General features: G+C 59.7%; 30 protein-coding genes and 4 pseudogenes. 10 read left to right on the top strand and 24 right to left on the bottom strand.

The genetic code is table 11. The features are described from left to right. Nucleotides 1-82 precede the first annotated feature (82 nt). The 3 genes from VUG52_RS11290 to VUG52_RS11280 all read right to left on the bottom strand — a co-directional run bounded on the left by VUG52_RS11290 (nt 83) and on the right by VUG52_RS11280 (nt 1,496). Complete coding sequence (locus VUG52_RS11290; protein ID WP_050706050.1) at nt 83-340, bottom strand: hypothetical protein; 258 nt, start codon at nt 338-340, stop codon at nt 83-85. A 400-nt stretch (nt 341-740) separates the two neighbouring features. Continuing rightward, nucleotides 741-983, bottom strand: a complete 243-nt coding sequence (locus tag VUG52_RS11285; RefSeq protein WP_050706051.1) for a hypothetical protein — start codon at nt 981-983, stop codon at nt 741-743. A gap of 12 nt (nt 984-995) precedes the next feature. After that, nucleotides 996-1,496 (bottom strand): hypothetical protein, encoded by a 501-nt coding sequence (locus tag VUG52_RS11280; RefSeq protein ID WP_050706052.1) that lies wholly within the window; start codon nt 1,494-1,496, stop codon nt 996-998. A 613-nt stretch (nt 1,497-2,109) separates the two neighbouring features. On the opposite strand from VUG52_RS11280, the gene VUG52_RS11275 reads away from it, so the two are divergent. After that, nucleotides 2,110-2,352, top strand: a complete 243-nt coding sequence (locus VUG52_RS11275) for a hypothetical protein (RefSeq protein WP_050706053.1) — start codon at nt 2,110-2,112, stop codon at nt 2,350-2,352. Nucleotides 2,353-2,663: 311 nt separating this feature from the next. Here VUG52_RS11275 and VUG52_RS11270 read toward each other — a convergent pair whose 3' ends face one another. Continuing rightward, a complete protein-coding gene (locus VUG52_RS11270) occupies nt 2,664-3,377 on the bottom strand; it encodes a tellurite resistance TerB family protein (RefSeq protein WP_050706054.1) in 714 nt (237 codons plus the stop codon). 166 nt (nt 3,378-3,543) lie between these two features. Then, a complete protein-coding gene (locus tag VUG52_RS11265) occupies nt 3,544-3,939 on the bottom strand; it encodes a RidA family protein (RefSeq protein ID WP_050706055.1) in 396 nt (131 codons plus the stop codon). Between the two features lie 141 nt (nt 3,940-4,080). On the opposite strand from VUG52_RS11265, the gene VUG52_RS11260 reads away from it, so the two are divergent. Further along, nucleotides 4,081-4,995: a LysR family transcriptional regulator gene (locus VUG52_RS11260; RefSeq protein ID WP_220690011.1), complete on the top strand. Its 915-nt coding sequence runs from the start codon at nt 4,081-4,083 to the stop codon at nt 4,993-4,995. Nucleotides 4,996-5,317: 322 nt separating this feature from the next. Here VUG52_RS11260 and VUG52_RS11255 read toward each other — a convergent pair whose 3' ends face one another. The 4 genes from VUG52_RS11255 to VUG52_RS11240 form a co-directional block, all read right to left on the bottom strand. Then, nucleotides 5,318-7,756 carry a TonB-dependent siderophore receptor gene (locus VUG52_RS11255; protein ID WP_050706057.1) on the bottom strand — a complete coding sequence of 813 codons (2,439 nt, stop codon included), beginning with the start codon at nt 7,754-7,756 and terminating at the stop codon, nt 5,318-5,320. A gap of 77 nt (nt 7,757-7,833) precedes the next feature. Beyond that, the gene (locus VUG52_RS11250; protein WP_050706058.1) at nt 7,834-8,670 is read right to left on the bottom strand and encodes a FecR family protein; all 837 of its coding nucleotides are present in this window, start codon (nt 8,668-8,670) and stop codon (nt 7,834-7,836) included. Continuing rightward, nucleotides 8,667-9,191: an RNA polymerase sigma factor gene (locus tag VUG52_RS11245; protein ID WP_025339489.1), complete on the bottom strand. Its 525-nt coding sequence runs from the start codon at nt 9,189-9,191 to the stop codon at nt 8,667-8,669. Before VUG52_RS11245 ends, VUG52_RS11250 begins: the two co-directional genes overlap by 4 nt. Nucleotides 9,192-9,283: 92 nt before the next feature. Next, entirely contained in the window at nt 9,284-9,670 is a 387-nt protein-coding gene (locus VUG52_RS11240) for a MerR family transcriptional regulator (RefSeq protein ID WP_050706059.1), read from the bottom strand. Between the two features lie 73 nt (nt 9,671-9,743). On the opposite strand from VUG52_RS11240, the gene VUG52_RS11235 reads away from it, so the two are divergent. The 3 genes and pseudogenes from VUG52_RS11235 to VUG52_RS11225 all read left to right on the top strand — a co-directional run bounded on the left by VUG52_RS11235 (nt 9,744) and on the right by VUG52_RS11225 (nt 13,434). After that, a complete protein-coding gene (locus VUG52_RS11235; RefSeq protein WP_050706060.1) occupies nt 9,744-10,841 on the top strand; it encodes an SDR family oxidoreductase in 1,098 nt (365 codons plus the stop codon). 160 nt (nt 10,842-11,001) lie between these two features. Beyond that, nucleotides 11,002-12,513: a sensor domain-containing diguanylate cyclase gene (locus VUG52_RS11230; protein ID WP_052895949.1), complete on the top strand. Its 1,512-nt coding sequence runs from the start codon at nt 11,002-11,004 to the stop codon at nt 12,511-12,513. Nucleotides 12,514-12,536: 23 nt separating this feature from the next. Further along, nucleotides 12,537-13,434, top strand: a pseudogene (locus VUG52_RS11225) (DMT family transporter). A 254-nt stretch (nt 13,435-13,688) separates the two neighbouring features. Here VUG52_RS11225 and VUG52_RS11220 read toward each other — a convergent pair. Together VUG52_RS11220 and VUG52_RS11215 are read right to left on the bottom strand one after the other, a co-directional pair. Next, on the bottom strand, nt 13,689-14,138 hold the full coding sequence (locus VUG52_RS11220; protein WP_050706063.1) for a hypothetical protein: 450 nt from the start codon (nt 14,136-14,138) through the stop codon (nt 13,689-13,691). Between the two features lie 104 nt (nt 14,139-14,242). Continuing rightward, nucleotides 14,243-14,485 carry a DUF7660 family protein gene (locus VUG52_RS11215; RefSeq protein ID WP_052895951.1) on the bottom strand — a complete coding sequence of 81 codons (243 nt, stop codon included), beginning with the start codon at nt 14,483-14,485 and terminating at the stop codon, nt 14,243-14,245. A 108-nt stretch (nt 14,486-14,593) separates the two neighbouring features. Here VUG52_RS11215 and VUG52_RS11210 point away from each other — a divergent pair. Beyond that, a pseudogene (locus tag VUG52_RS11210) lies at nt 14,594-14,830 on the top strand (GNAT family N-acetyltransferase); the annotation flags it as partial. Nucleotides 14,831-14,906: 76 nt separating this feature from the next. On the opposite strand, the gene VUG52_RS11205 reads toward VUG52_RS11210, so the two are convergent. From VUG52_RS11205 to VUG52_RS11185, 5 genes are all read right to left on the bottom strand, one after another. After that, nucleotides 14,907-15,881 (bottom strand): biotin-dependent carboxyltransferase family protein, encoded by a 975-nt coding sequence (locus tag VUG52_RS11205; RefSeq protein WP_050706064.1) that lies wholly within the window; start codon nt 15,879-15,881, stop codon nt 14,907-14,909. Continuing rightward, complete coding sequence (locus VUG52_RS11200; RefSeq protein WP_050706065.1) at nt 15,878-16,750, bottom strand: 5-oxoprolinase subunit B family protein; 873 nt, start codon at nt 16,748-16,750, stop codon at nt 15,878-15,880. The genes VUG52_RS11205 and VUG52_RS11200 overlap by 4 nt, the downstream gene beginning before the upstream one ends. After that, nucleotides 16,747-18,120 (bottom strand): acetyl-CoA carboxylase biotin carboxylase subunit, encoded by a 1,374-nt coding sequence (locus tag VUG52_RS11195; protein ID WP_050706066.1) that lies wholly within the window; start codon nt 18,118-18,120, stop codon nt 16,747-16,749. The genes VUG52_RS11200 and VUG52_RS11195 overlap by 4 nt, the downstream gene beginning before the upstream one ends. Before the next feature lie 10 nt (nt 18,121-18,130). Beyond that, nucleotides 18,131-18,376: an acetyl-CoA carboxylase gene (locus VUG52_RS11190; RefSeq protein ID WP_050706067.1), complete on the bottom strand. Its 246-nt coding sequence runs from the start codon at nt 18,374-18,376 to the stop codon at nt 18,131-18,133. Nucleotides 18,377-18,470: 94 nt separating this feature from the next. Beyond that, a complete protein-coding gene (locus VUG52_RS11185) occupies nt 18,471-19,229 on the bottom strand; it encodes a 5-oxoprolinase subunit PxpA (protein ID WP_050706068.1) in 759 nt (252 codons plus the stop codon). Nucleotides 19,230-19,354: 125 nt separating this feature from the next. Here VUG52_RS11185 and VUG52_RS11180 point away from each other — a divergent pair, with 125 nt between their 5' ends. Further along, nucleotides 19,355-20,272, top strand: coding sequence for a LysR family transcriptional regulator (locus tag VUG52_RS11180; RefSeq protein ID WP_050706069.1), 918 nt, complete (start codon nt 19,355-19,357; stop codon nt 20,270-20,272). A gap of 156 nt (nt 20,273-20,428) precedes the next feature. Here the strand turns inward: VUG52_RS11180 and VUG52_RS11175 are convergent, their stop codons facing one another. Together VUG52_RS11175 and VUG52_RS11170 are read right to left on the bottom strand one after the other, a co-directional pair. Then, entirely contained in the window at nt 20,429-20,692 is a 264-nt protein-coding gene (locus tag VUG52_RS11175; RefSeq protein WP_052895967.1) for a contact-dependent growth inhibition system immunity protein, read from the bottom strand. Between the two features lie 67 nt (nt 20,693-20,759). Next, nucleotides 20,760-20,999, bottom strand: a complete 240-nt coding sequence (locus VUG52_RS11170) for a hypothetical protein (RefSeq protein WP_050706071.1) — start codon at nt 20,997-20,999, stop codon at nt 20,760-20,762. Nucleotides 21,000-21,104: 105 nt separating this feature from the next. Between VUG52_RS11170 and VUG52_RS27250 the strand changes: the two are divergent. Continuing rightward, nucleotides 21,105-21,443: pseudogene (locus VUG52_RS27250) on the top strand (DUF7079 family protein); the annotation flags it as partial. 33 nt (nt 21,444-21,476) lie between these two features. Here the strand turns inward: VUG52_RS27250 and VUG52_RS27245 are convergent. Together VUG52_RS27245 and VUG52_RS11160 are read right to left on the bottom strand one after the other, a co-directional pair. Further along, nucleotides 21,477-21,665: a hypothetical protein gene (locus VUG52_RS27245; RefSeq protein WP_050706072.1), complete on the bottom strand. Its 189-nt coding sequence runs from the start codon at nt 21,663-21,665 to the stop codon at nt 21,477-21,479. A gap of 79 nt (nt 21,666-21,744) precedes the next feature. Beyond that, nucleotides 21,745-22,287, bottom strand: coding sequence for an AAA family ATPase (locus VUG52_RS11160; RefSeq protein WP_050706073.1), 543 nt, complete (start codon nt 22,285-22,287; stop codon nt 21,745-21,747). A 136-nt stretch (nt 22,288-22,423) separates the two neighbouring features. Between VUG52_RS11160 and VUG52_RS11155 the strand changes: the two genes are divergently transcribed. Together VUG52_RS11155 and VUG52_RS11150 are read left to right on the top strand one after the other, a co-directional pair. Next, nucleotides 22,424-23,146 carry a CPBP family intramembrane glutamic endopeptidase gene (locus VUG52_RS11155; protein ID WP_050706074.1) on the top strand — a complete coding sequence of 241 codons (723 nt, stop codon included), beginning with the start codon at nt 22,424-22,426 and terminating at the stop codon, nt 23,144-23,146. A gap of 150 nt (nt 23,147-23,296) precedes the next feature. Further along, a pseudogene (locus VUG52_RS11150) lies at nt 23,297-23,383 on the top strand (integrase); the annotation flags it as partial. 110 nt (nt 23,384-23,493) lie between these two features. Here VUG52_RS11150 and VUG52_RS11145 read toward each other — a convergent pair. The 4 genes from VUG52_RS11145 to VUG52_RS11130 all read right to left on the bottom strand — a co-directional run bounded on the left by VUG52_RS11145 (nt 23,494) and on the right by VUG52_RS11130 (nt 26,039). Then, a complete protein-coding gene (locus VUG52_RS11145; protein ID WP_050706075.1) occupies nt 23,494-23,868 on the bottom strand; it encodes a MerR family transcriptional regulator in 375 nt (124 codons plus the stop codon). A 72-nt stretch (nt 23,869-23,940) separates the two neighbouring features. Then, nucleotides 23,941-24,516, bottom strand: a complete 576-nt coding sequence (locus VUG52_RS11140) for an NAD(P)H-dependent oxidoreductase (RefSeq protein ID WP_050706076.1) — start codon at nt 24,514-24,516, stop codon at nt 23,941-23,943. Nucleotides 24,517-24,758: 242 nt separating this feature from the next. After that, nucleotides 24,759-25,145, bottom strand: a complete 387-nt coding sequence (locus VUG52_RS11135; RefSeq protein ID WP_050706077.1) for a cupin domain-containing protein — start codon at nt 25,143-25,145, stop codon at nt 24,759-24,761. A 72-nt stretch (nt 25,146-25,217) separates the two neighbouring features. Next, nucleotides 25,218-26,039 (bottom strand): AraC family transcriptional regulator, encoded by an 822-nt coding sequence (locus tag VUG52_RS11130; protein ID WP_050706078.1) that lies wholly within the window; start codon nt 26,037-26,039, stop codon nt 25,218-25,220. Between the last annotated feature and the right edge of the window lie 67 nt (nt 26,040-26,106).

Here is a 26,106-nt window from a genome sequence, read left to right as displayed (position 1 = left end):
TTGTCCATTTGCGAAATCCTCTCTTGTGGAACTGACCGTCACTCAATGATTTAGGTCGACGCTGGGGTCTGTGGCAACCCTGTCAGTGCAACGTGTATGACGGCGGTCGTTCACTCATCTGGAGCTGGGCCAAAGCCGACTCCAGCAGCATGCGGGTGGCATCAAGCTCGTGCATCATCGTCAGCATCACCAGGGTGGCCGGTGATTTGGGCAGGTGGCTGAACAGCTGATGGGCGACGGCCAGTGCGCACATGACGTACTCATAGGCCTGGAACAGAGTGTCTTCAAGGAGGTGGGGGGATTCGGTGGACGGCAGTGGATCCGGGGCGATCTTAAGCAAAAATACCTCGCAATGTATTAGACAGCCCCCAACTTTTCACTTGCAGGTAAAAGGCGGCAGCTACGTGCAGGTCTGCAAGACCGGGGTATTACGAGGCGAAAACCCGGCTGACCCAAAGGTCACCAGCACGTAGCCACCATAAAGCGAGACCCACTACTCAACGCCGAAGATCATGGTGACCACCATCCTAGGCTCTATACGAAATGTATCTGCACTCGCCCATACTGCGTTGAAACGGGGCTCGGAATGCTCATGTACTCCAGTACAGTCGGGCGCGACCCCGGCCGTTCCTCCCCCCGTTTCGCCTTGTCTGGCCTTCGCACAGACACATTTCCTACAGACCCTAATACCGCGCAGGCTTGCAGACCGGGCGAAACAGGTGCAAGGCCGCTCCAGGATCCTACTTTCGCCCCTCAAATCGTCGTCTGCTCAGGAACAACCCTATGCCGAGCGGCACTGCAAGGGCAGACATCAATCCCAGGTCAAAGCTCTGCAAACGAGTCTGGCTCAGCGCAACACAACCAATCAGTCCAGCAATGACCAACGCAACGCCTAGCCACTTACGCAGCAAGTATGGCCTCATGAACCGTTCAAATAGAAAAGCCAGTGCAACGAAGATGACTGCCTGCGTAAATTCGGACATGTGCACCTCCTCTCAAGCCCTGATGATAAGTGATTCGGCAGTACGCTGCGGGCCAATCCCACCACTTACCTGAGCCTGAATGCTCACGACTACGTCACCAGCATGGTAGGTGGGTAAGACGTCATTAACGTAAGAGCGCACGCCCATACCTACAGCAGTACCGGCGGCAAGCCCTGCTACTGGCCCGGCCAGATTGCCCACAGCACGGGCAGCACCACCGAAAGCGGAGAGCGCCAGGTTAGCAATGCTGGTGCGCTGGGCATTGAGGGTGTCTGCTTGTTGACGGGTCAGCGGTTTGGAAATACCTACCATCATCACGCAGGGCAGGTTTTTGGCCTGCATCTTGTCGTACACCTCTACGACTTTGCTGGTAACTTGGTAATGGGCATGCTTTGCTTCGCCAAAATGCAGCTCGCGCAAGCGACCGCGGTCACTGTCGGTGAGGGTGATCTGCGAAATGTTGAACACGATCCCGTGGTTGCCCATGTACTGGTGTGTCCCTTCAAAGTTCATTAACGCTTCCTTACAAAATAAGCGGAGATTCTGAACAGTCGGGCATCCAGATGCAGCTGAAAGTTGACACGATCCCTTTAGAAGCGGTCTTGTGCCGCGAAATGGCTGCATAGCAAGAAGCCGAAACTCATGGGTCGGGGAAAATCTTCATGTTGAAACCCTCTAGTTACGCTGATCAGCCCGCAACTCATCGCTTGCAAACGAAGGGGTGGCGGCCACGTACGGGCCTGCAAGACCGGGGCAACTAGAGCAAGCCCGACTGACCCGAAGGCCACCCGTACGCAGCCACCGTGATGCACGGCCAATGCCTTGAGACCAATGGCAATGGGTGGTGCTGATCTAGATGTCCCGCTCGGGCTTGCAGACCCGGTCGCTACTTTTTTGTAGCGACCCAGCAAGGCAAGGCTAGACCTAGGTTGGATGGCGTAAAAGCGGGTAGAGCATGCTTCGGAAACGGACTACTCGAAATAGGGAAAATCTGATTAATCCCTGTAGGACGCGGCGCGGGATCTCCCCCCTGCCCGTCTACCCAGCCCGAAAAAGACGGTTTACATCTCACCCAGCGCTTGTAGAGAATCCCCCACTTTTGGTCATCCGGTCTGAGAAGCTGCATATGCCCTACATCATGCAAGCTGCCATCCTTCTGGTACTGGGCGCACTCCTCGTTCAGTTTCTGAAACCATACCCCTTACGTAAGTGGCTGGGCGTGGCGATGTTGGCGGCGGGCCTGGTCGGCATCTTCAATTTCGACCAGCAGCAGGTGCTGGGCTTTGACCTGGAGCTGCTGGCGCTCCTGGCCGTGCCGTTGGGCGCGGTGCTGTTCATGACGCGGCGGCGGTTCACGGAGGTGGGTTGAAGCCCAGGTCAGGTTCCTGTAGGAGATCGCCTGGCCCTATGGGCTACGCAGTCGTGCAGGGAACAACGTTACAAGCATTACCAACGTGGGAGCGGGTTTGCCCCGCGATGCGGCGTATGGCACCGGCATTGCCGGTGATCGCGGGGCCAGCCAGCTCCCACGCTGTCCAACAATCAGGCTTGCGTTGAAAACACGGTCTTGGAGCAATGTCCGCCTCGGATCGAAACGAATAGCCCGAGTGTGCGCGCAATCTCTCGGACCTAGCCTGCGCTGGCTACAGGTTGATCAGCTGCGCAGGCATCTCAGTCAGGTCAAGCGGCCCCCTTCGCCTGCTGTTCCAGATGCACCTGCAACGTCGGATCGATCCCCAACGCACTGGCCAATTCATCAAGGTAGGCCCGCTCCGCGTCCTGTTGGTCATCCACCAGCATCACACTGGCCAGGTACATTTCCGCAGCCATGCCCGGGTCCTGGGCCGACTGCGCCACCTCGACAGCATCCAGTGGTTTGCTGACTTCCTCATCCAGCCATTGCTGCAGTTGCGGGTCGCTGGTGTGACGTTTGATTTCGGCATAGATCAACTGTTCTTCCTGCGGGTCGATGCGACCGTCAGCCTTGGCTGCCGCAATCAGCGCACGCAAGATCGCATGGCTGTGATCCTGGGCCTCGGGGCCAGACAACTGATCCACGGTACGCACGGTCTGTTGCGGGGCTGCCGCCTGGCTGCGCTGCCAGCTTTGATAAGCCTGGAACGCCATCATGCCCAACGACGCCAGAGCCGCGTAATTGACGCCACCAGCAGAGCGTCCCTGAGCGGAAGCGCCGGCGTTGCCACCACCGCCACCCAGAAGGCCACCCAGTAAACCACCAAGGCCACCACCGCCCCCTGCTCCACTGCCGCCGCCAAGCAGCCCTCCCAGCAAACCACCCAGGCCATCTTGTGCTGACATGCCGCCGCGCCCTTGTTGCGCTTGCGCGCCCTGCCCAGCCCGAAGCAACTGTTCCAGTAGATCACTCGTGTTCATGGCACCGCCCTCGGTCGGTAGTCGTCGCCCAGACAAGCAACGATAGCCCCCGCAAGGCGAACCGCCATTACCGTCTGGCCGACGGGTAACCGGGGGCCGACCGAGTGCAGCTAAATAGCATGAACGCGCCCTGCGACTTGAATCGGAAGTAGGGGCTGGACCGCCTCTATCGCGGCAGCTTCGCAATCACCTTGATCTCGAAGTCGAAGCCGGACAACCAGGTCACGCCAAGAGCGGTCACCGTAGGATAAGGCGCTTCGCCCCAATACTCGGCCGCCACTTCCCAGATGGTTTCAAACTTCGAGTCGGGATCGACCATGAAGATGGTCGTATCAATCACATCCTCGAAACTACTGCCGGCCTCGGCCAGGATCGCGTTGAGGTTGGCGAAGGCCAGACGAACCTGCTCCGCGAGGTCAGGCTCGGCCGAACCATCCTTGCGGCTGCCGACCTGACCGGATACGAACAGAAAACCATTGGAGCGAATCGCAGGCGAGTAGCGGTGCAACTCGTACAATGCATGGCGATCTGGCGGGAAAACGACATCACGTTTGCTGGACATTACCTACCTCGTTCTGGGCCATCAAAGCCCGGTGTCTACGGTGAGGCCACTATAAGAAGGCCCTCTTCCCTGGATAAACGGGCAGTTCTGGTCAGGACTGTTTGTATACTCCAAACAATCCAGGTGCGAACGAGGCGTGGAATGGACCGATTCGATGCAATGCAGGCGTTTGCCCGAGTGGTGGAAACCGGCAGTTTCACCAAGGCGGCCGCCACCCTGCACATGAGCAAGACCACCGTGACGCAGCTCATTCAGCAGCTGGAAGCGAGGCTGCGCGTGCGCCTGCTCAACCGCACCACACGCAAGGTCAATGTCACCGCCGACGGCGCGGCCTACTACGAACGCGTGGTTCGGCTACTGGTCGACATGGACGACGCCGAGACCAGCTTGTCCAGCGCGTCCACGACACCACGCGGACGGCTGCGGGTGGATGTACCCAGCCCGCTGGCGCGAATGCTGCTCATACCCGCCTTGCCGGAATTCTTTGCACGTTATCCTGAAATCCAGCTGACCGTGGGCGTGAGTGATCGCATCGTCGACATCATTGGTGAAAACGTCGACTGCGTGGTGCGTGGCGGCGAGATCACCGATCAGTCCCTGGTGGCAAGGCATGTGGGCGACTTGAAACTCGGCATCTATGCCACGCCCGGCTACTTGCAGCGCTTCGGGACACCGGTGCACCCCCGTGAGTTAGAGGAAGGCCAGCACAAAACCATCGGCTTTCTCTGGTTTCGTACAGGCAAAACCTTGCCCTATGCGATGCAGCGAGGTGAGGAGCGCATAGAGGTCCAGGCCCGCCCACAACTGACGGTCGATGACGGCAATGCGTACCTTGCCGCCGGCCTGGCTGGCCTGGGGATGCTCTGGCTGCCGCAGTACATGGCCAAACCGCACCTGAGCAGCGGCGAGCTGCTACCGCTGTTTGAAGACTGGCACATGTCGCCGATGCCGATGTACCTGGCCTTCCCGCCGAATCGACATGTCAGCGCCAAGGTGCGGGTGTTTATCGACTGGATAATCGAGTTGATGGCCGAGCATGCGCCAGTGATTGGCTGAAACAGATGCAAGGCCGCTCCACCGAATTTCCGCTGCTGCCCGTTTTCTGACAGTGCGGCGGAGGCCAACTATGGGGCGTTAGCGGCATTTCGTGACCGGCCACTTCCGACCCATAGCTGACAGTGAGTCCCGCTGCAATCTTTGTGGGAGCGGGCTTGTCCCGCGAAGAGGTCGGCCCTGGAAACGAATCTACCTGGCACGGGCTATGCCCGTGTTCGCGGGGCGAGCCCGCTCCCACATAGACAGGATTTCACTTGAAGTCGGCACGGCCAGCTGTAAATGACCACCGGGCTCGATACCCGCCCGGTGATTGCTCACCACTTTACCAATTGTGCGTATAGCTGGCAGTCAACACAGTGCCTGGTGCCGGCAAGTGGCTGGTGTTGTTGTTATTGCGCAGCAACTGGCTGTAGAGCGGGTAGTAGTCGCGGTTGAACAGGTTCTGGATGCCGACGCTCACCTTGTCGTCAGCGGAGATCTGGTACTGGCTGATCAGGTCGACTGTCGTATAGCTGCTCACCTGATGCCGACCAAAGCTGTCCACGCCATCGAGCCTGTAGTCCTTGGCGTCGAAGAACGTGGCTTGCAAGCGGTTGTTCCAATCCAGGGTCGGCTTGTATTGCACGTAGGCGGTCAGCTTCAGCGGCGGAACGCGATAGCCGGTCATGTCTTGCCAGCCTTTGCCGTCCGGTTTTTCTCGCCCGCGCATCCAGGTCGCACTCCCCCCTGCGCCCCACACCGCATCGTCCGATAGCCAATCGGCACTGGCTTCAGCTCCGTAGATGCGCTCCTTGGTGCGGGTCAGAATCAGGCCATTGTTGAAACTTTGCACATCCCCCAGTTTGGAGGTGGTGTAGAACAGCGCCAAGGTACCGAGGGTGTTGCTGCCCAGCTCTCCTCGCCAGCCAAGCTCGTAGTTGTTGGTCTTGACCGGTTCCAGGTTCGATGCGTCGATGTCGAAACCACGGCGCGCATTGCGCAACTGAATGCCCACATCGGGCAATTGGAAGCCCTGGCTGAAAGAGGCGTAGATTTCCTGGCCGAGTACCGGTGAGTAGACGATGCCCAGGTTCGACAGCACCGCATCGTAATGAATGTCGCCACCCTTCACCGCCACCGGGGAGGTAGCCGTGGATTCAGACAACGGAACGAAGTCATCGAACTCGGCGGTGGAGTATTCGTAGCGCAGGCCGCCGTCGATAGACCAATGCTCGTCGAAGCGATGCTGCAGCTGGGCGAACGCTCCGGCGCTACGCGTCCTCAGCGGGGGCATGTAGGTGAGCTTGCCGGTCTTGTCGAATACCAGGCCGCCACTGGCGTCATAAGCCGCAGGGTCGAAGACGTCGAGCGGCATGTCGCTGCGCTCCTGGTTATAGTCGCCACCCCACACCAGCTCGGTACTGCCGCTGTCGCCAAGTGGCGTGCGCAGGGTCAGGCGGCTGCCGAAGACTTCACTGTTCTGCATGATCTGGTCGACATTGCCGCCGCGGGTGACAACAGCTCGGGCGTCGAACGGGGTGAAGCGGGTGAAGTAGTCCCGGTAGTACATCTGGGCAGAAAGCCGGCTTCCAAGAATGTCGAGATTCTCGTACTCCAGGTTCACCAGCGTGTTGCGAATGCGGTTCTGCTCGTCGAGGTCCAGGCCCTTGATCGCATTGGCCGGCACAGAGCCTGCGGGGAGTTTCGCGACGCTCGGGTCGGTAGCGTAATCGGTGTCCTGGCGGGCATCGTAGCGGCTGACTGCAAGCTGGATTCGCTGGTTCTCGTCGATGTGCAGCCCCAGCTTGCCGCCAATGTTGTAGATGTTCGAATCGAACAGGTCGCCTTGGCTTGGCTCCGGGGCGATCCGGTCTCCGTGCGCATCGTACGATGCCCCAATATGGCGGGTACCGAAGTCGAACGAGTAGTCCACCGCGCCCTGAGAGCCTGCGAAATACTGCTGAAACTGGCCTCCCAGGCCATCGCTGCCCAGGCGGGTGAGCGGCGAGGTGGCGCTCAGGCTGGTTTCGGCACGGTTTTCGCCACCAGCAGGCCGTGTGGTGATGGAGATGATGCCCCCCGTGGCGCCGCTGCCGTAGATGGCGCTGCTGCCACGGATGACTTCGACCCGTTCGATCAGTGCCGGGTCGATGTTGGCCAGGTTGCGCGAAGAGTCGCGGTTGGTATTGAGCGGCACCCCGTCGACCATGACCAGCATGCTGCGCCCGCGCAGGGTCTGGCCATACTCGGTGACGGTGCGGCTGGAGTCGGACATGCCAGGAATCGCCTTGGCGAGTACCGTGGCCAGGCTCTCTGAACCTTGGCGCAGCTCCTGCAGTTGTTCATGCTCCAGAACGGTGGATTGCCGCGTTGCAAAAACCAGACTGCTGCTGGTGCGCGAGGCGGTGATTTCCATCTGCGCCATTTCCACGGGCACGCTGTGGGTTGCGGGGCTGGATGCAGGGGCACCCTGCGCGACGATGACGAACGTGCGCTCATCCTTGGCCTGTACCTGCAAGCCACTGTCCTTGAGCAGCGTTTGAAGTGCTTCCTCAGGTGTGAACCGCCCTTTCACCGCACGCGCGTCTCGGCCTGCGCCGAGATCGCTGGCAAAGATGATCTGCACCGAAGACTGCTGTGCGAGCGCGTTGATGGCCTCGCCCAGCGGCGCGGCGGGGAGATCCATGTTCACCTTTTCCCGGCCCTGGGCCGACATTGCGATGAGCAGGCTACTGGCGAGCAATGACAAGCGTAGCTGGCGACTGCGGAGGGGAAAATGCACTTCTCGAGTTCCTTTTTATGGTTGGGCTTTTTCAGTAGCCGCCATGGAGATCGAGAAACCCTACCTGCGCCTGAGAATTATTTTCTTGTCGATTTGGGTTGAATCCGGACGCTGCCATCCCCTTGTTGCAGCACGGCGACGGGCAGGATGCTGGGCAGCAGATCCAGTAGCAGGTCGACATTGTGCGCCTCGAACACCCCTGTCACCTTGAGTGCGGCCAGGCTTGGGTCGCTCAGCTCGATGGGGGCCTTGCGATAGAGGCGCAGCAACGACACCGCTTCATCCAGCGGCGTCTGCTCGAACACGATGCGATCATCTTTCCATGCCATCGCCCTGGAGGCGTCGGCCTTCGCAACCGGCATCAGTTGCCCGCCAATCGAGTCGACCTGTTGCCCTGGCCTGAGGGTGACAGGCGCTTGTGCTGCAGCCGCCGCGGTGACGTCCACGCGCCCACGGGCCAAGGACACACGCACCGCGTCGTTATCCAGGCGGCGAACATTGAACAGCGTACCGAGCACCTCGACTTTCGCCAGGCCAGCGGACACCACGAAGGGGCGGTACACGGCCGAGGACACATCGAAAAGCGCCTGCCCTGCGCGCAGGTCGACTTCGCGGCTGAGCAGACGCCAACTGATATCGACATGCGTGCCACTGTCGAGCAGCAGCTTGCTTCCATCGCCCAGCAGCACAGCGCGCCGCTCACCAATGGCGGTAGCGAAACGCTCGCTCTTGTAGACAGGGTTAAGCCACGCCAGGGCTGCAAAGGCGATCGCAAGCGCCAGCGTGATACCTGCCGACTTCACCGCTTTCGAGGGCGCAGGCCTGGACGGCGGCATGGGGAACAGCTGCTTGAGCTCTTCACGATGTCGCCCCAGAGCCTCGTCCAGTGGCGCCTGTTCGGGCTGCTTGGTCATGGATGCACCTCATCGCGCCCAAGCCGTTGCCTGCACGCCGCCAACCCCAGGCGCAGGTGCTTTTCCACTGTCTTGATGGAGATACCGAGGCGAGCGGCTACTTCTGCCTGGGGGATTTCGTGAATCTTGTGCATGACGAAAACAGCCTGACAGCGAGGTGGGAGGTCTGTGATAGCGTCGACGAGCAGTTGAAACTCGCGCTCGCTGTCATACCTGGTCATCGGGGTGGCTGCCGGGCAGGCCACCTCAGGCAGCTCGGAGATAGCCTCTACCCAGGCGCCTCGGCGGCGATCGCTACGATAGCGACTCACAGCGGTGTCATGGGAGATTTTTCGTAGCAAGGCCAGTGGGGTTCGGACGTCGTCTTTCTCACCGCGCTCAAGCAACTGCACGCACACGTCATGCACTACATCGCGCGCCATGCTTCTGTCGCCGAAGCGTCGGCGAATGTGGTCCACCAGATCGTCATAGTGACGTACCAATGTAGACAGCAGCGTCGGTTTGGCGGGATCGAACGACACGATGCATCCTGAATAAGAGGTAGGCCCCGAAACAAGACACAAGTGTAAATGAGAAATAATTGCGAATAAACAAGCTACGGCTTCGAGCCATGCTAAATCGCAGGAAGGTGAGGAATGGTCAGCCCGTTGGCAATGGCACTGGCTTCCAGCTTTGCACGCTCCGCGTCCAGAAGAACATAGGCGGCTTGCAGCGTGGTGATCTTCGCTTGAATGTCGGCCATCTTGCTGGCTACCAACATCGCGCCCTGCGCGCAATCGATCGTATTACCCCGCTTGGCCGCAAGGATGTCGCCGATCTCGGCGAGCGAAAAACCGCCGCTCTGGGCACTTTGAATAAAGGCCAGATCAACAACGGTCTGGTCGCTGTAGCTACGGTAGTTGTTGGCTTGGCGATGGGCCACGATAAGCCCGAGTTGCTCGTAATAGCGCAATGTATGGCGGCCGACGCCACTCCGGCGCTCCAACTCTCCAACATTCACAGTAAAAATTCCTTGACTGTAGAGTACGCTCTACACCTTAGCCTGCGCCGATCATCCAGACAAGGATTCAGATATGAGCGTGGAATGCTTCGTCACCGGCGGCAGTGGGTTTGTCGGCCAACACTTATTGGCCCGTCTTACTGCGACAGGGCACAAGACCTGGGTGCTCATGCGCAACCCTGAAAATATTGAACGCCTCAAAGAGCAGGTAGGCCAACTGGGAGGTAACCCTGCATATATAAATGCAGTTGAAGGAGACATCAGCAGGGATGGGCTTGGACTCAGCGAAACAGACAGGCAATGCGTAGCTTCCGTCGCTGTGGTCTTCCACCTCGCGGCGCAGTTTACCTGGGGTCTGACAATGGAGCAGGCCCGCGCAGTCAATGTACAAGGGGCACTGAGGGTCGCCATGCTCGCGGCGAGCCAGCGTATCCGCTTGCTGATGGTGGGCGGCTATATGCTGCAGAACCTCCCCCATCTGGCAAGGATCGGAGTTGATAACGAGCACCCTGAAAACACCAACTGGTCTGCAGTATACGACCGTGTGGGGGGCTACGAGGGCAGCAAGCTGGAGTCCCATTTCGCAGTCATCCGTTACATGCAGGAGGCAGGCGCAGATTACTCGATCGTTCATCCTGCTACGGTGTGTGGCCACAGCGAGAGCGGGCACATCCCTGAAGGACAACCTCTGGCCGACCTCATTCGAAATCTGGCACTGGGCCGGTTCAAGGCTGTCCCTGGTTCCGCCAGGCACTGGTTGCCATTGGTCAGCGTCGATTACCTGGTAAAGATGATGACCTACGTGGCGTTCGACCCGTCGATGGCCAACCGGCAGGTCCTGGCGCTGTATGAGCACACCCCGAACCTGCAGGGTATGCTCGAGCAACTGGCCCAAACGCTGAATATCAAGGCACCCCGCCGCCATGTACCCATAGGGTTGCTGAAGTGGCTATTGGCGATTCCCGGCCTGGCCACCCGATTGTCGATCAGCGCCGAGTCACTGAACTTCATCCAGACGCAGCGCTTCGACATGAGTGACAGTCAGCAACTGGAACAAAAGTACCAGTTGGGACATCCCGACATGGCGCGAACGTTGGAAAAGACCGTGCGCTACGTCCAAGGTTACTTACCCTCTCGTGTTCACACTTCTGCAAATCCTGCCGGAAGTTAACAAACGGGTTCTGATAGAGCGCGTAATTCTGTCGAACACTTCAGCAACTTCGGTGTTATATTATTGCATATGAACCGGATGGTTACTTCCTGACCGTCTGGTTAGTTATAGCGTATCGACGCTCAACTTGGTCTTTAGGGAAAAAGGCGTGTGAATTGACGTGAAGCGTGACATCCACCTCGTTGTGCTACTGCTATCGGTCATCGGTTGCTCTCTCGCCTCGTTAACGCTGTGGAAGGTCATGGCTTCTCGCGAGCGCGCCCTGGAAGACGTCAACGTCCATGGCCTTAACCTGACCCAGGCACTGTCCACCTATTCGGAAGGTATCGTCCGTCAGAGCTCGATGCTGCTGCTCGGCCTGGTCGAGCGTCTGGAAACCGAGGGGGCCGGGCCTGCGCAGATCGAACGTCTGGATCAACTGGTCAAGCGCCAGCAACCGTTGATGCCGCCGATGAGCGGCATCACTATCTACGCAAGGGATGGACGCTGGCTGATGTCGTCCAACCGTCCCATCCCCGACGGTGCCAACAGCAGCGACCGAGCCTTTTTCATCCACCACCGTGACGACCCATCCCGCGACCCTTTCATCGGCCTGCCAATCCGTAGCCGCGTCAACCAGGAATGGGTGATCACCATCAGCCGGCGATTCAGCGATGACCATGGCGAGTTCGCCGGCGTTGTCGCCATGACGCTTGGCGTCGAGAACTTCCTGCAGCTTTTCGGCAAACTGGATGTCGGCCATGACGGTGCCATCGGGCTGGCCTATACCGACGGTTCCATGCTGGTGCGCTACCCATTTCGGGAACAGGACATGGGGCGCAACTTTTCGAAGTCGCCCATCTTTACCAAATATCTCGTTGACCAGCCAGCGGGCACCGCATCGTTCACCTCCAGCCTGGACGGCGTGGAGCGCCTCTACGCGTTTCGCAAGAGCGACAAGCTACCCCTGGTGACAACGGTCGCGCTGGGCAAGCAGGAAGCACTCTCGGCCTGGCGGCTCGAGGCGCTGCTGTCGTCACTGGTGGTCGCTGCGCTGCTGGCACTGATCGGGACCATTGGCTGGTTGCTGATTCGTGCCATGAGCCGACGAAGTGCGGTCGAAAACGAACTTTGGCTGACCCAACAGCAGTTACTGGAGAGCAACCAACAACTGGAAAGCCTGGCGATGCACGATGCGCTCACGGGGCTTGCCAACCGGCGCTGCTTTGACGAGGCGCTGCCCCAGGAAATCCGCACGGCCCATCGAAATGGCACCCCGCTGGCTCTGCTGATGATCGATATCGACCATTTCAAACGTTACAACGACACCTATGGGCATCCGGCTGGCGACGCCTGCCTGCAGCAGATAGCTTCCCTGCTCTCTTCCTGCATCCGCCGCCCTCGCGACCTGCTGGCACGCTACGGGGGTGAAGAACTGGCCGTGATCCTGCCCGAGACCGACAACGACGGAGCGGTCGTCGTCGCCAGGTTGATGCTCGAGCGCCTGGCCTTGCAACCTATCCCTCACAAAGGCAGCCCTTTCGGGCATGTGACCGCCAGCATCGGCATCGCCTGCGTCGATGGAACGGCCCTCGACAGCCCGCCATCGCTGATTGAACGTGCCGACCGGGCGCTCTATACCGCCAAGCAGGCGGGCCGCAATCGCCTGCATGTCGACCGGGCGAAGGCATAAAGCCAATAACAAGGAATGTACAAATGCAATCTCGTTTCGGCAAAGGCGTACTCTTTGCACTCTGTGCCGCTGCACTGAATGCAACGATCGGCGTACTCAGCAAAGTGTTGATGAACAGTGGATTCAGCGCCAGCAGCATCGCCCTGATAAAAACAGTCCTCGGCTGCCTGTTGTTATCAGCACTGCTACTGTTTCTCAAGCGCCCCCTGCATACGGCCAAGTGGTTCCATGCCGCCGTTTGCCTTTCTCGGCATTTTCGTGTTGTTCCACTTTGAAACCTCGGCCTATAGCCATTACGCCGCGGCAGGCGTCGTGGTGATCCTGATGGCAAGCGCGTCCATTTCTTCGATATTACTGGGGCGGATAGTCCTCAAGGACCCTATCACCGCCAACGCGACAGTAGGCGCCGGATTGACGATAGCCGGTATTGCCGTGATCTTCGGAGCCGACCTGGAACAAGGTTTCACGCTGCAAGGCACAGTGCTCGCTGCGATTGGAGGCTGCGGCTATGGTGCATTTTCGGTTGCCATGAAACGCATGGGCGTCTCCGGGGGGCTGCATTTCACTCGGCAACTATTGTTTTTCGGCAGCCTCTACCTGCTGATGCCGGCTGCAACCGATGGGTTCATCATTGGAGAGCTGTCGCTGGCAGCGGTCATGACATTGCTGGCCCTGGCCGCGTTGCCGACCATCCTCGGCTTCTTCTGTACCACCAAGGCCATCGAGTATTTGAAGCCATCGCAGGTCCAGGCACTGGAACTGACTGAACCACTGTTTGCCGCGCTTCTGGCGTTCGTGATCCTCAATGAAGTGCCACGAGACACTTTGTACCTGGGGGCCGGGCTGATCCTCTGCGGATTGTGTTTCTCCAACGAGCTGATCCGGTTAGGCAAGAAAGTGCCACAGCCGTCCGCAGGGTAAAACACGGCGAGCAAGCGCCCCGAGGAGTGCATACTCGCGCCACCGCATCACATTAACAAACCGCAACATCGTAGGTCAGATAGATCCGGTTGCTGTCGCGGCTTTCCCCGACCATAGAATCTCCCACAAAGATTGCTGCAGGATTTACTGTCAGTAATGGGGCGATATCAGCCGTTCACGACTGACCGCTATCGACCCAAGGCGGTCATAGCAGCAAGCTTGGCCAAGTCTTCAGAAAGCTTAGCTATCCCAGCCTAGTCGCTGCTACTGCCCATCAGAATCCATCTTTTCCCACCCTGATGAATATCGAAAGCGAAGTCCCAGAACACTGGGTATGCCGGATGGCCCTTGGTTAGCCAAAATGAAGTTAGGGTGCTGGCCTGGTCTAGGCGCACATGCGTGAACAGGTCCTCAAGAAGACTCAGGATTTCGGAGCGTTTTGCATCCAAATCCAGTGGGCCGTAACCGCCATCCCCGGCGTGCAGCAGTTGCTCGGTAACCTCACTGCGAGCCTCGCTTGCGGTCACGCAGGACTGCCCGCCGATGATCACTTCGTTACCGGTGGAAAAAGCGAGTTGCTCTTCAAGCGTCCTATCCAGGTCAAAGGGCCCATAGGTGTTGACCCAGACCGAATAGTTAAAACCCTCCAAGAGATGCTCAAGCCTGAGGATTTCGTTTGCACGTAAATCTTGGGTGATACGCATACTGGCTCCTTTAATCAAGGCTTTGAAGCCTACCAGAGAGCTTTCAAGGCGTTCTGGCGATAGACCACTCGCAAACACACAACAGAAGCGGAATTGCTCTTCACTTATTCGTAAATTTTTCCACAGTAAAGAAATGTAGCGAACTGCGCCCACGGGTTGGAAGGTGAAAGCCCTTGGCGGATACCAAATTCACTGACTTCGGCCCAAGCTATTGCGGCATCCAGGAAGGCTTCAACGCTGGTATTCTCCCAATCGTTGCTTGCGCGTTTATCAGCCGCTAGGGCGTGGACGAAAGCCAAGAAGGTCGTCGCGTCCATGACCTCGGCCAATTGTTCATGAAGATCCACAAGTTTCTCCCTCGCTAAGGTATACGCAGGTAGGCATTGTCTTTCAGATTATGAATGGCCGCTAAGGGTCGGATAGCGACGGTCTGCCCTCGACCGTCGCTTTGGTAGGGCTACATGCGCGAGGCATGCCGGATTATCAATGCCTATTGGTTCGAGACCCTGTCGCGTCCGGTCATGCAGGCTCCCAAAGCTGTTGCCAATGACGCATCTCGCAAGGTCTCGACACATGAGGGTATGCGCTTGGTAGACGTGCGGGCAGGAGATTTCGTATCTGGACAGATGGAGGTCGAAATATGGGAGATGACTCGTGCTGACTGGTTAGAAAGATCGACTGCCAGTCGCTAATTCTTTACGTCAGAGGTTGAAGCGCGGGCAGCCGCCCCCGCACCGAAATGCGGCGTTGGCTTGCCTTTTTGGCTTTTCAGGAAGGGAACAGCTTGCTCAGACAGCTGAGCTTTTTCTTATAGGAACGTCGGGCTTGCAGCGCCTCCTCCAGCGTCACCGCGACGAAGCGGGCCTTCTGGTTGGGTTGCATCTGTCCAACCAGGTCGAGGTCGGCGCTGATCACCGTGCCGATCATCGCGTAACCGCCACCGGACACCGCATCGCGGTGCAGGATGATGGGCTCGAGCCCTGCCGGCACCTGGATCGAGCCGATCGGGTAGCAGCTGTCGACGATGTTCGAAGGGTCGGAGCCGGCGCCGAACGGCTGCTCGCGAGGCTGGAAGCTCAGCGGGCTGCCACCCTTGAAGCGATAGCCGATGCGATCGGCCTCCGAGCCGACGGTCCAGGCTTCGGCGAAAAAGCTGTCCGCCGCCGCCAGGGTCAGGCGGTCGTAGTACAGCCCCGGCACCACCCGCAGGGTGATCTCCCCTCCCAGCGACTGTCGCAACGCCATGGGCAGACTCGCCCCGGCACGCCCCTTGCCGCTGGCGGTGCCGATCGGCAGTTCATCACCCATCACCAGCCTGCGCCCCTGAAAGCCACCCAGCGCCCCCAGTGCGTAGGTGGAACGACTGCCGAGCACCACCGGCACATCGATACCGCCGGCCACCGCCAGATAAGCCCGCGCGCCAGCCTTGGGAAAATCGAAACGCAGCACTTGGCCGGCCTTCACTTCGAAAGCGGTGTCCAAGTGCATGTCCACGCCATCGACCTTCGGCGTCATCTGCGCACCACATACCGCCACCAGGGCGTCCTGCTGAAATTCCAGCTCCGGCCCCAGCAAGGTGCACTCCAGCGCCGCCGAATTGGCCGGATTGCCCACCAACTGGTTGGCCGCGCTCAGGGCGTACTGGTCCAGCGCCCCGGAAGGCGGGATACCCAGGTGGTAGTAGCCTTCGCGGCCGAGGTCCTGCACCGAGGTGGCCAGACCGGGTTTGAGCACCTTGATCATGCCAGCACCTCCTGCAGCGACTTGGGATAACCGATCGGGTCGGCGAGGAACGCATCGAGCGAGAACTCGACTGGACGGATGCGCAGATCGAAGCGCCCGGCTTCGACCTCGGCCACGGCGTGGTCATAGGCATCGCGGTCCATCGGCTTGAACTGCACGATGTCGCCGGGACGGAAGAACACCATGTGCTCCTTCAGGTACGCCAGGCTCTGCTGCGGGTCGTAGATCGGTGCCGGGGTGACGCCAAACATCTGGTAGCCACCGGCGCCACGGACCGAGTAGATGCAACCGAAGCAGCCGCCATGACCCAGGGTCAGTTTCGGCGTGTCGGTACGGGGTCGCAGGTACTTGGGCACCTGCAACTGGCGTTCGCGCTCGACCATCTGGAACATGAACGGCAAGCCCGCGACGAAGCCCACCATCGAAACGAACCACGGCGCGCCACTGTGGGCGGCGATGAACGCCTCGACGTCGGCCAAGCCGTTGATGCGCGCGGCGTACTCCAGGTCCGTGGCATTCGGGTCCTGGTGGCGGTCGCGAAAGCGCATCAGGGTTTCGTGGGTCCAGGGATCGTTGTAGAGCACCGGGATCTCGATGATCCGGGTATGCAGCGTGCGCTCGGCCACGGCCTGGGCCTCGGCCCCCTTCACCGCTTCAAGCAGATCGGCCGGCGCGATGCGATCCGGGTCAAAGCGGATCTGGAACGAGGCGTTGGCCAAGCACACGTCGAGCACGCCATCGAGGGCCAGACGCTCCACCGCGCGGGTGACCGCCATGCCCTTGAAGAAGGCTTCAAGGGACATGCTGTCGCTGACTTCGGCAAACAGGTGTTCGTCGGCGCCAAAGCTGTAGCGAATCGGACTGCTCATGCTGCACCTTCACTGCGGCGCTCGGCCAGCCAGGTTTCCAAAGTGCCGGTGTGGAAGTCGGCGGTGTGCAACCAGGGTTGCTCCAGCAGTTCGCCATGCAACGACAAGGTGCTGGCCATGCCGGTGAGCGTGGTCTGCTCGACCGCCAGTCGCGCGCGGGCCAGGGCTTCGGCGCGGTCACGGCCATGAACAATCAGCTTGGCCAGCAACGAGTCATAGTATGGCGGCACCCGGTAGCCTTCATACAGATGGCTGTCGACCCGCACGCCCTCGCCTTGCGGCCAGTGCAGCGCTTGCACAAGCCCTGGGCTTGGGAAGAAATCCCGCGCGGGGTCTTCGGCGTTCAGGCGCATCTGCAGGGCTGCGCCGTTGATCTCGATATCGCTTTGCCTGAGTCCCAGTGGCTCGCCACCGGCAATGCGCAACATGGCCTGGACCAGATCGATACCGGTGATCAGCTCGCTGACCGGATGTTCCACCTGGATCCGTGTGTTCATCTCGATGAAGAAAAACTCGCCGGTGGCGTCGTCGTACAGGTATTCAAGGGTGCCGGCGCCCTTGTATCCCAGCGCCTCGGTCAGGCGCACGGCGCTCGCGCACAGGGCCTCGCGCTGCTGCGCATCGAGGACCGGCGACGGCGCTTCCTCGAAGATCTTCTGGCGACGGCGTTGCAGCGAACATTCGCGCTCGAACAGGTGCACCGCCTGCTTGCCGTCGCCCAGCACCTGCACTTCGATATGCCGGGCCTTGCCGATGAAGCGCTCCAGATACACCGCGCCATTGCCAAAGGCGGCCTGGGCTTCGCGCTGGGAACGGGGGAATTCTTCGCGCAACTGTTGCGGGTTTTCCGCCAGACGAATTCCGCGTCCACCGCCTCCGGCCGAGGCCTTGATCAGCAGCGGGAAGCCGACGGATCTGGCGGCCTCGAGCGCCGACTCCACATCGAACAGTTCATCGGCAGAACCGGGCACCACCGGCACGCCCGCCGCTTGCGCGGTGCGCCGGGCTTCGGCCTTGTCACCCATGCGGCGGATGGTCTCGGGGCATGGGCCGACGAAAATCGCGCCGGCCGCAAGTACCGCTTCGGCGAAATCGGCGTTTTCCGAAAGGAAGCCGTAACCGGGGTGCACCGCGTTGGACCCGGTGGCCTTCAGGGCACCGAGCAAGGCCTCGATATTGAGGTAGCTCTTGTCAGCGCGGACCGGGCCAAGAATGTGCACTTCGTCGGCCATGCGCGCGGCCTGGGAGTCGGTGTCTGCTTCGCTGCATGCTGCCACGGTTGGAATCCCGAGCGCTTTCGCGGCACGGATGATCCGCACGGCAATCTCGCCACGGTTGGCGATCAGCAGTTTACCAATGCCTTGGGTCATGGTCGTGCCCTCACGCGTCTTCGAGTGTCGCGATGACCTGACCCGGCTCCACCGGATCACCGTCTTCGACCAGAAACGCGTCCAGACGCCCTTCCGTACCCGCGGTCAGTTCGGAAAACTGCTTCATGACCTCGATCAGGCCAATCACCGTGTCGGCACTGACGTTGGCACCGGCCTCGACGTAGTTCGGCGATTCCGGAGTGGCTTTGCGGTAGAAAGTCCCAGGCAATGGGGTGATGACGGTGTGCTGCGCCATGTCTGTTCCTCTTGGAATAGTTGTAGAAAGGCAGGCAAAAAATCTGTGTGCCGAGCAAACCCTGGCGTCTGTGCGCCAGGTGTCTTAGATGGCTTTATCGTGGTGCGCGCACCTGGATCCCCGCGCCATCGAGCGCTTGGCGGGTGGCCTCGACCAGTGCCAGGGCACCGGGTGTATCGCTGTGCAAGCAGATGGAATCGAATTCGATCGCGAGGTCTTCACCTTCCACTGTGCGCACCACGCCTTGCTGACAGGCACGCAGTACCCGCGCAGCGACTTGGGCGGGGTCGTAGGCACGCACATTGCGGGTGAAGACGATGGAGCCGCTGATGTCGTATTCGCGGTCGGCGTAGAACTCGCGGATCACCGGTTGGCCGAGCTCCGTGGCGATACGCCAGATCGTCGAGTCGGGCATGCAATACAGCAGCAGTTCAGGCTCCAGGCGCTGCAGGTTTTCCACCAGCAAGCGCGCCGCTTCTTCGTCCCGGGCCAGGTGCATGTACAGCGCACCATGAGGTTTGATGTGTTGCAGGGCCACGCCTTGAACGCGGGCGAGCTCCCGCAGGGCGCCCAGCTGGTACAGCATGTCGTCCACCAGCTCCTGGGCCGATGCCTGGATGTGGCGGCGGCCGAACCCGACCAGGTCGCGAAAGCCCGGATGGGCACCGACGGCCACGCCCAGGCGCTTGGCCTGCTCGACCGTGCGACGCATGGTGCCGGGGTCGCCGGCATGGAAACCGGTGGCGATGTTGGCCGAGCTGATGAAGCCCATCAGTTCGTTGTCGACCCCGTCGCCGATCGTCCACGGACCGAAGCCTTCGCCCATGTCCGAATTGAAATCTACTGCCTGCATGACACGTGCTCCTGACGCTTGTGACTTCATGCAGAGCACGTTAAGTTCCAGTCACCCCCTTGGGAAGATCTATTATCCGAGGGGATATCTTCTGAAAAACAGATACCCCATCAAGCGGAGTGTTCATGTCACTGACCCTGCGCCAGGTTCGCTACTTCGTCGCCACGGCCGAGATCGGGCAAATCTCCCAAGCTGCGATTCATCTGAATATTTCCCAGTCAGCGGTGACCACTGCGATCAAGGAACTGGAGGGCATGCTCGGCACGCTACTGTTCCAGCGCTCGGCCCAGGGCATGAGCCTGACCGATGCCGGACGGCACTTTCTCAACCGGGCCTACGTGATCTTGCGCAGCGTAGAGGACGCCCTCAACAGCCCACTGCCGGACGTTCGGGCCACCGGCCTGTTGCGGGTAGCGGCCAGTTACACGGTAATCGGCTACTTCCTGCCCCATCACCTGCAACGCCTGGAACACTGGCACCCGGACGTGGCCATCGAAGTGCACGAACGGGAGCGCCAGGCCATCGAGCAAGGCCTGCTGGAAGGCGAGTTCGACATGGCGGTGGTGCTGACCTCGAACCTGACCCACCCGGACATCGTCTCGAAAACCCTGTTCAATTCCGAGCGCCGGCTGTGGCTGCCCAGCCATCACCCGCTGTGCGAGCGCTCGGCCGTGAGCCTTGCCGACGTCACACAGGAGCCGTTCATCCTGCTTACCGTCGACGAAGCCGAACAAAGCGCCATGCGCTACTGGGAACATGCCCAGCAGCAGCCCAATGTGCGAATCCGCACCAGCTCTGTGGAGGCAGTGCGCAGCATGGTGGCCAACGGCAGCGGCGTGGCGATCCTCTCCGACCTGGTACATCGCCCCTGGTCGCTGGAGGGTAAACGCATCGAAACGGTGACCATTACCGACAAGGTCACCCCCATGAGCGTCGGCCTGGCCTGGCATCGCGAGCGGGAATTCAGCCCGGCGATGCACGCGTTCCACAATTACTTCCACGATGCATTCCTAGCGCCGCAACAACTCTCCGCACGGCGCTGAAAGCAACGAAAGCCTATCCGGGTCATGGGCGGACGTGACGTTGCAAACGAGCACTTTCGGTGGTTGTGGAATGGCGATTAAGACAGGCTGAGGAATGCATACATACTGGTGTTCTGTTGCGATGCCGCTATCGCTCCATAGCCGGGCAGCTAACGGTCAGACACCGTCAGCTTTCAGCGCCGAAACTGCCTCAGCCAGTTGGCCATCGAAGTACTCCGTGTCATCGCGGGGCTCTGAATCCAACCGCCGCATGGCCTCGACCAACAGTTGAGGAACTGCGATTCGCTGGCTCAGAAAAGTAGCGACCATGAGATCTGAAAGCTCTTCGAAAGGCGTGTCCCAGGCATTTCGACAACGCTGTAGCAACGTTGTCGACGCCGCACCTTTCCAAGGGCCGATGAGGCTGGAGACTGTCGTCATTTGATCCATGGCTCCGATAGCAATTGCGCAATTTCCGGCCCCGAACGGTTGTGTGAGGACTGTTTGCTCAGAGAAATGAGCGTACTCGCTGCCATTCCTTCCAGCACTCCTCTGGAACGATGTCCTCGTAACCCCGCTCTTTTTCCAACGCGACGGCGACACTGAAGGGTATTGCTGTCGCGGTTGCATTATCGCGAATCTCAAGCACCTCATCCTCGCTGAGCTGGGAGCCTTTGCGATCCTCCGCCGCCTTGAGCAGGGATACAAGCGCCGGAACAAAAACGAGACACAGCGGATCGGTGGACAAAGGTTTGCCTCTTGCGAAGTTGATTGGGACTAAGGCTGCAGCTTATAGACCTGGGCAAGCACACGCAAAGCCCAACCCCACCTTGGCTGCTTTGCCAGGCACCATGTGTCCGGTCTCTACACAGGCAGCCACGGCGATTCGCTATGGATCGAAGGGCTCACTCGAGAATGGCCGCTTTCGGCCCATAGCAGACATCCGCATCTGGAAAAAGTAATCTCTACAGACTTTCGGCAGCCGAGCGATGGAATTGTGTCCGTGGTCGACCAAAGACGCCTTAAGGTTTGGCAAGCCCTTTCCGAGTTATTCCTTGATACCGAGATCGATAACGCTACTTTCGCCTACGTGACTAAGGCCATCATTGAAAGCGAATACTCGCCGGGAGATATTCAGACCATTCTTTGGGGAGAGGTTTTCCCGGCCCTTGAGTCGAATTTGCGAAGCGTTGCCGGCGAGTGGGTAGGATGGACGGACGATTGGCTATTGAAACATCTCACCGTGTGCGAAAGACCACTTCTCCAAGCAGCTGCTGGCTGCGTCGCCGCAGAAATCAGACGCTGTTGTGGCGAGAAGTTCATCACCGAATGCCGAAGCGAGCAGCACTTTGTCCGACTGGTACCGTTGCGGCCATTCAGGGTTGTAGGTCGTGATCTTGCTGGTCAGCGCCATGGGCCATCCTTGGGCAGGTTAAAACGTTCTGACATGCTTCACGGCAGACGTCTGCCGCCAATCAAGCGCAATCGAGTCTCTAGTGGCCTTGCACTGCCTGATCAGATTGCGCGCCCAGACTAGCGAGAAAAACCTCGGTATCCCGATTCGACCGCAGGCAGACCACGCGACACCCTGACGGCGCCGTCGCCACGAATCGCCTCATCGCCTCCCGAGACGAGGTTTTCGTCCGCCACATGAACCTGAAGAACTCCGGCAGGTTGGCCAGCAGTTCCGGACAGTCGTCCGGCAGGTCGGGCCGAGAGCGACCGCGGTTCAGCGCCGTCCTGAGGAGCACGCGCCAGAATCGAAGCGGCGCCGAGCGATCGATCCATATCAGCATGTCGGCGCGGGCCAGCCGGTTGTTCCATGTGGTCGAGTGTCCGCCTTCGAAGATCCAGCGTTCACGGGCCTCGACCTCATGGCAAAGACGCGTCTTCTCGTCACGGCTGCGTTCGACCCACCCCGGCTGCCAGTGAATCGTGTCGATATGCACGACCGGCAGCCCTGTGCGCTCACCCAGCTTGCGCGCCAGGGTACTTTTCCCAGACCCTGGCTGACCAATGATCATCACCCGTTGCATTGAAGCTCCCTGCCTGCTGAATTTTGGGCGCGCGATTTTACGGCAATCGCCGACATGGTCAACTGCAAGCACACACTCGAAGCAGTTTGGGCGCAGGTCCCGTATCCTGTTCCCTGCCACTCTCACGGATGAAATGATGGTTCTCAACGCCCTCACGCCGCTGCTGGACTACGTACTGATTCTCTCTCCTGTCCTTTGCTTGTTCGCCGCCTGGTTCTGGATCACGCCGTGCTCAATGATGGGTTTGCGTGTGGCAATTCTCTTGACTGCATTCATGTTCACACGGGACCTGATGACACCCTGCGGATTGTGGATGGTAGGCGGTAAACCAGCACTCCAATTCCATGCCAGTGTGTGGATTCTCGCGTTGCTTGGCTTGGCTTCAATACTGCTGATTACTTGCCTCGCGAGGCTGGCTCCAGCGCTCTGGCGACTGGTAACAGGGTTCAAAGGCAACCGCGCTTGCGGTCTTGCCATAGGAATGGCAGCAGGTTGTGCCATTGGTATACCGATAAGAATTTATCAAGGTATCGAATCGCCCCCTCTCCCCTGGATGCTGGGCTTTGTCGTTTTTGCTTTTGCTGGGAACGCGCTTGAGGAGGTACTGTTTCGAGGCATGCTGCAAGGTCTGCTAGAGCGTGTGACATCAGCACAGCGAGCCGCACTGGGCAGTGCGATTGCGTTCAGCGCGTGTCACGCCTGTCTGGCGTTTATCCTCACCCAAGTGGGATGGCCCATCATGCTGTTCACCCTGGTAGAGGGTCTGGTGTGCGCGCAGGTTCGATTGTGGTGGGGAACGGTTCCGGCCGTGGTCACCCATGGGACGGCGATAGCATTACTCGGTGCCCCGATGGGCTGAATGCCAGCCACTCAAGGGCGGCGCCTCCACAATAGGCCGTTTTCAACCACCGCCACCCCATCCGCTGCGGTTTTACCAGGCGCTCAGTCCAGCGGTGTTTACCCGGGAATCACGAATCTCATCAGTGCCAACGAGCGGCTGACCCTACAGGCCCGGATACATCAAGCCCATCGCCACAGCGAGGATTGTCTTTTTCCATGCCGGCTACACGCCTCAGAGCATCTCTCCACCCGGCAGTAGGCCCGAATCGTCAAAGCCTGGATGATGTTTTTACGCCCCTATTGGCGGGCCAAACCCGCTCCTGCGGCGCTCGCATTTAAATCGAAGCCAGCAGCTGGCTTCGTTGCTTATGGCAGACGCTTAAGCCCGCACTGATACTTGGCACCTGCAAGGCTTGCTTCAAACGCTTCGAGCCCTGCGTATATCTGTTGCAGCCCAGTGATTTGCCCCAGCACTTCGCGTTTCTTGTCGGCAATGGCCTTGCCCGCCAACTCCCACGGCAAATCAGCACCCTGATGCCTCAGCAGAATGGCCTGCAGTTCTTTCAGTTTGAAACCCAACTGCTGCGCGCATTTGATGAACGTCAGCAACTCGACACTCTGCTGATTGTAAACGCGGTACTGCCCCTGGCGCTCGGGCGGCGGCAGCAGGCCAATCGCTTCATAGTGGCGGATGGTCTTGACCGTGGTGCCCGACAGTTGGGCGGCTTTGCCGATATACATGAATGTCCTTTTCAAAAGGGTGCGGGGCATCATTGCATGGCGCCAGCGGTTCGGGAACCACATAGCCGCAGGTCAGCTGGCGATGCCTCGTGCCAGTTCGAGCCAGGCTCCACGCCGCCGCGCGCTGGAGCCGAGCAGCGGCCCGAACATCAGGGTGCGCAGCGTTCTGATACCGCAGAACTGCAACGTGGTCTTGCGCACTTGGTGAAGGCCAGGCATGCGATACACCCAGCGGTAGTACCACGGCGGTGTATCCATCGTCACCAGCAGATGCGCTGTTCGACCCTTGAGCAGTTGCTCGGGGAAAGCTTTGCCTGCCCTATACTGAAACGCGAAACCGGGCAGGAACACGCGGTCGAAAAAGCCCTTCATCAATGCAGGGATACCGCCCCACCAAATGGGGTAGATAAAGGCCAGGTGCTCGGCCCAGGTGATGTCGGCCTGGGCCCTGAGCAGATCGGGCTCCAGTGGCTGCGCTTGCCGGTAGCCGCTGCGTAGTACCGGGTCAAAGCTCAAAGCATCAAGCCGTAATATCCTTACATCATGGCCGGCACTTCTGGCTGCCTCGACATAGCTCTCGGTCAGCGCTGCGCAGAAACTCTCGCTTGACGGGTGCCCCAGCACCACTAGTACTCGTTTGCTCATCATCACTTCATCCTGAACATGAAGCGTGCAGGGTAAAGCCTGACCATAACGGGAGAGTCAACTGCTCAGGCTGCTCTGGGGCCGTTGCAGTGCGCGACATCCAGCGGCCAAAGCTAGAAATCCTGCCCTTGGTGAACGGCAGCTATGGGTCGAAAACGACCGCTCGTGAGCTCCCGCTTCCGACTCAAAGCGCACATCGATCCAAGGCCCTTGTGGGTACCGGCCTCATCGCCTGCAACGTCAACTCAGATCCAGACGTCATTCACCGCAGTTCGCTCCCCTCCTTCATGACCGGTATTCAGAACGCCTCGCGGCTCGATCATCATCAGTTTCGTTTCCGCCTGGGCCGCTGTTCTGTGCTCTACACCACGCGGCACGACATACAGCTCACCCGGCTGCACATACACGCTGCCCTCTGGCAGATCGATACGCAAGGTGCCTTCTAGCACCAGGAACGCTTCATCCGTCTCCGGGTGCGAGTGCCAGATGAATTCCCCTTCGATGCGCACGACCTTGAATTGGTAGTCGTTCATTTGCGCGACTACCCTTGGGCTCCACTGCTGCTCGATCAATGCAGCCTTCTGAGCCAGGTTCACAGGTTGCGATGCGCGTTGCGGGTGTAAGTCGGTCATGGCAGATCCTCTGTAGTTAGAGTGATCAGGCTATCGAAGAGAATGCACGCGTCTCTTGTACGATCCTGCAAGTCAGCGGGCAGGCCGCAAGCGTTCCAGCCAGCGCAGAGGCGGCACGCCGTAGGCGCGGGTAAAGTGCCGGGTCATGTGGCTCTGGTCATGAAAGCCTGCAGCGAGGGCTGCATCGACCAAGGTGAAGCCATCCAGGATCAGCCTGCGAAAACAGTCCAGGCGCCGCAGCGTGACAAAACGGTATGGGCTGGTGCCGTAAAGGGCTCGAAAGTCCCGTGACAAGCTCCACTGCTCACGGCCGCTGGCCTGTTCGAGCATTTCCAGTGTGATGCCGTGGTCAAGGTGCTCCATGATGAACGCCCTGGCGCGCTCGGCCGAGCGGTAGTCCAGGCGCTTGCGGCCGCGGGGCTTGCCGCCGACTGTACGCAGCGCCATGGCCAGGTCATAGACGGCGTCCTGCTCCTCCAGTGTTTCCAACGGATGATCCAGTGCCTGTACGAAGGCCTCGCTGGCGCGATAGAGGCGAGGGTCGCTGGACAGCCCGCCGGCAATGAATGGCAGCGGTTCGCCGCCGAGCACGCTCTGGATCAGCGAAGGATCGATGTAGGCCATCCGGTAGCGAAAGCCGATATCCGTTCCGGCCATGCCGTCATGGACTTCGTCCGGGTGCAGCACCAGGGTGTTGCCCGGCACGCCGTGGCACAGCGCCCCTCTGTAGTGAAAGCTCTGTACGCCAGCAAGGGTACGGCCTATCGAGTAGGTATCGTGCCGATGGGGGTCGTAGCCATGGCCGCCAAACCACGCCTCGATGCGCTCCACGCTGCCAGGCGTGGCACTGCGTATGACCCAATCAGCGCAGGACGGGTTTGCTTTTCGTGCCATAGATAAGCTTGCTGCTAGTGTGCAATGTTGGATGAGGATGGCTCATCCTATTTCAGATTTGCGCGGA

This window comes from Pseudomonas sp. LH21, from assembly GCF_036549575.1.
GTDB lineage: Bacteria > Pseudomonadota > Gammaproteobacteria > Pseudomonadales > Pseudomonadaceae > Aquipseudomonas > Aquipseudomonas peradeniyensis.
This window is presented reverse-complemented; position numbering and strand designations above follow the sequence as displayed.

Coding starts and splice junctions, on each gene's coding strand:
- VUG52_RS11285 (WP_050706051.1), bottom strand. CDS start 983: ATGTCCGAATTTACGCAGGCAGTCATCTTCGTTGCACTGGCTTTTCTA.
- VUG52_RS11280 (WP_050706052.1), bottom strand. CDS start 1,496: ATGAACTTTGAAGGGACACACCAGTACATGGGCAACCACGGGATCGTG.
- VUG52_RS11275 (WP_050706053.1), top strand. CDS start 2,110: ATGCCCTACATCATGCAAGCTGCCATCCTTCTGGTACTGGGCGCACTC.
- VUG52_RS11270 (WP_050706054.1), bottom strand. CDS start 3,377: ATGAACACGAGTGATCTACTGGAACAGTTGCTTCGGGCTGGGCAGGGC.
- VUG52_RS11265 (WP_050706055.1), bottom strand. CDS start 3,939: ATGTCCAGCAAACGTGATGTCGTTTTCCCGCCAGATCGCCATGCATTG.
- VUG52_RS11260 (WP_220690011.1), top strand. CDS start 4,081: ATGGACCGATTCGATGCAATGCAGGCGTTTGCCCGAGTGGTGGAAACC.
- VUG52_RS11250 (WP_050706058.1), bottom strand. CDS start 8,670: ATGACCAAGCAGCCCGAACAGGCGCCACTGGACGAGGCTCTGGGGCGA.
- VUG52_RS11235 (WP_050706060.1), top strand. CDS start 9,744: ATGAGCGTGGAATGCTTCGTCACCGGCGGCAGTGGGTTTGTCGGCCAA.
- VUG52_RS11220 (WP_050706063.1), bottom strand. CDS start 14,138: ATGCGTATCACCCAAGATTTACGTGCAAACGAAATCCTCAGGCTTGAG.
- VUG52_RS11205 (WP_050706064.1), bottom strand. CDS start 15,881: ATGATCAAGGTGCTCAAACCCGGTCTGGCCACCTCGGTGCAGGACCTC.
- VUG52_RS11200 (WP_050706065.1), bottom strand. CDS start 16,750: ATGAGCAGTCCGATTCGCTACAGCTTTGGCGCCGACGAACACCTGTTT.
- VUG52_RS11195 (WP_050706066.1), bottom strand. CDS start 18,120: ATGACCCAAGGCATTGGTAAACTGCTGATCGCCAACCGTGGCGAGATT.
- VUG52_RS11190 (WP_050706067.1), bottom strand. CDS start 18,376: ATGGCGCAGCACACCGTCATCACCCCATTGCCTGGGACTTTCTACCGC.
- VUG52_RS11185 (WP_050706068.1), bottom strand. CDS start 19,229: ATGCAGGCAGTAGATTTCAATTCGGACATGGGCGAAGGCTTCGGTCCG.
- VUG52_RS11180 (WP_050706069.1), top strand. CDS start 19,355: ATGTCACTGACCCTGCGCCAGGTTCGCTACTTCGTCGCCACGGCCGAG.
- VUG52_RS11175 (WP_052895967.1), bottom strand. CDS start 20,692: ATGACGACAGTCTCCAGCCTCATCGGCCCTTGGAAAGGTGCGGCGTCG.
- VUG52_RS27245 (WP_050706072.1), bottom strand. CDS start 21,665: ATGGCGCTGACCAGCAAGATCACGACCTACAACCCTGAATGGCCGCAA.
- VUG52_RS11160 (WP_050706073.1), bottom strand. CDS start 22,287: ATGCAACGGGTGATGATCATTGGTCAGCCAGGGTCTGGGAAAAGTACC.
- VUG52_RS11155 (WP_050706074.1), top strand. CDS start 22,424: ATGGTTCTCAACGCCCTCACGCCGCTGCTGGACTACGTACTGATTCTC.
- VUG52_RS11145 (WP_050706075.1), bottom strand. CDS start 23,868: ATGTATATCGGCAAAGCCGCCCAACTGTCGGGCACCACGGTCAAGACC.
- VUG52_RS11140 (WP_050706076.1), bottom strand. CDS start 24,516: ATGATGAGCAAACGAGTACTAGTGGTGCTGGGGCACCCGTCAAGCGAG.
- VUG52_RS11135 (WP_050706077.1), bottom strand. CDS start 25,145: ATGACCGACTTACACCCGCAACGCGCATCGCAACCTGTGAACCTGGCT.
- VUG52_RS11130 (WP_050706078.1), bottom strand. CDS start 26,039: ATGGCACGAAAAGCAAACCCGTCCTGCGCTGATTGGGTCATACGCAGT.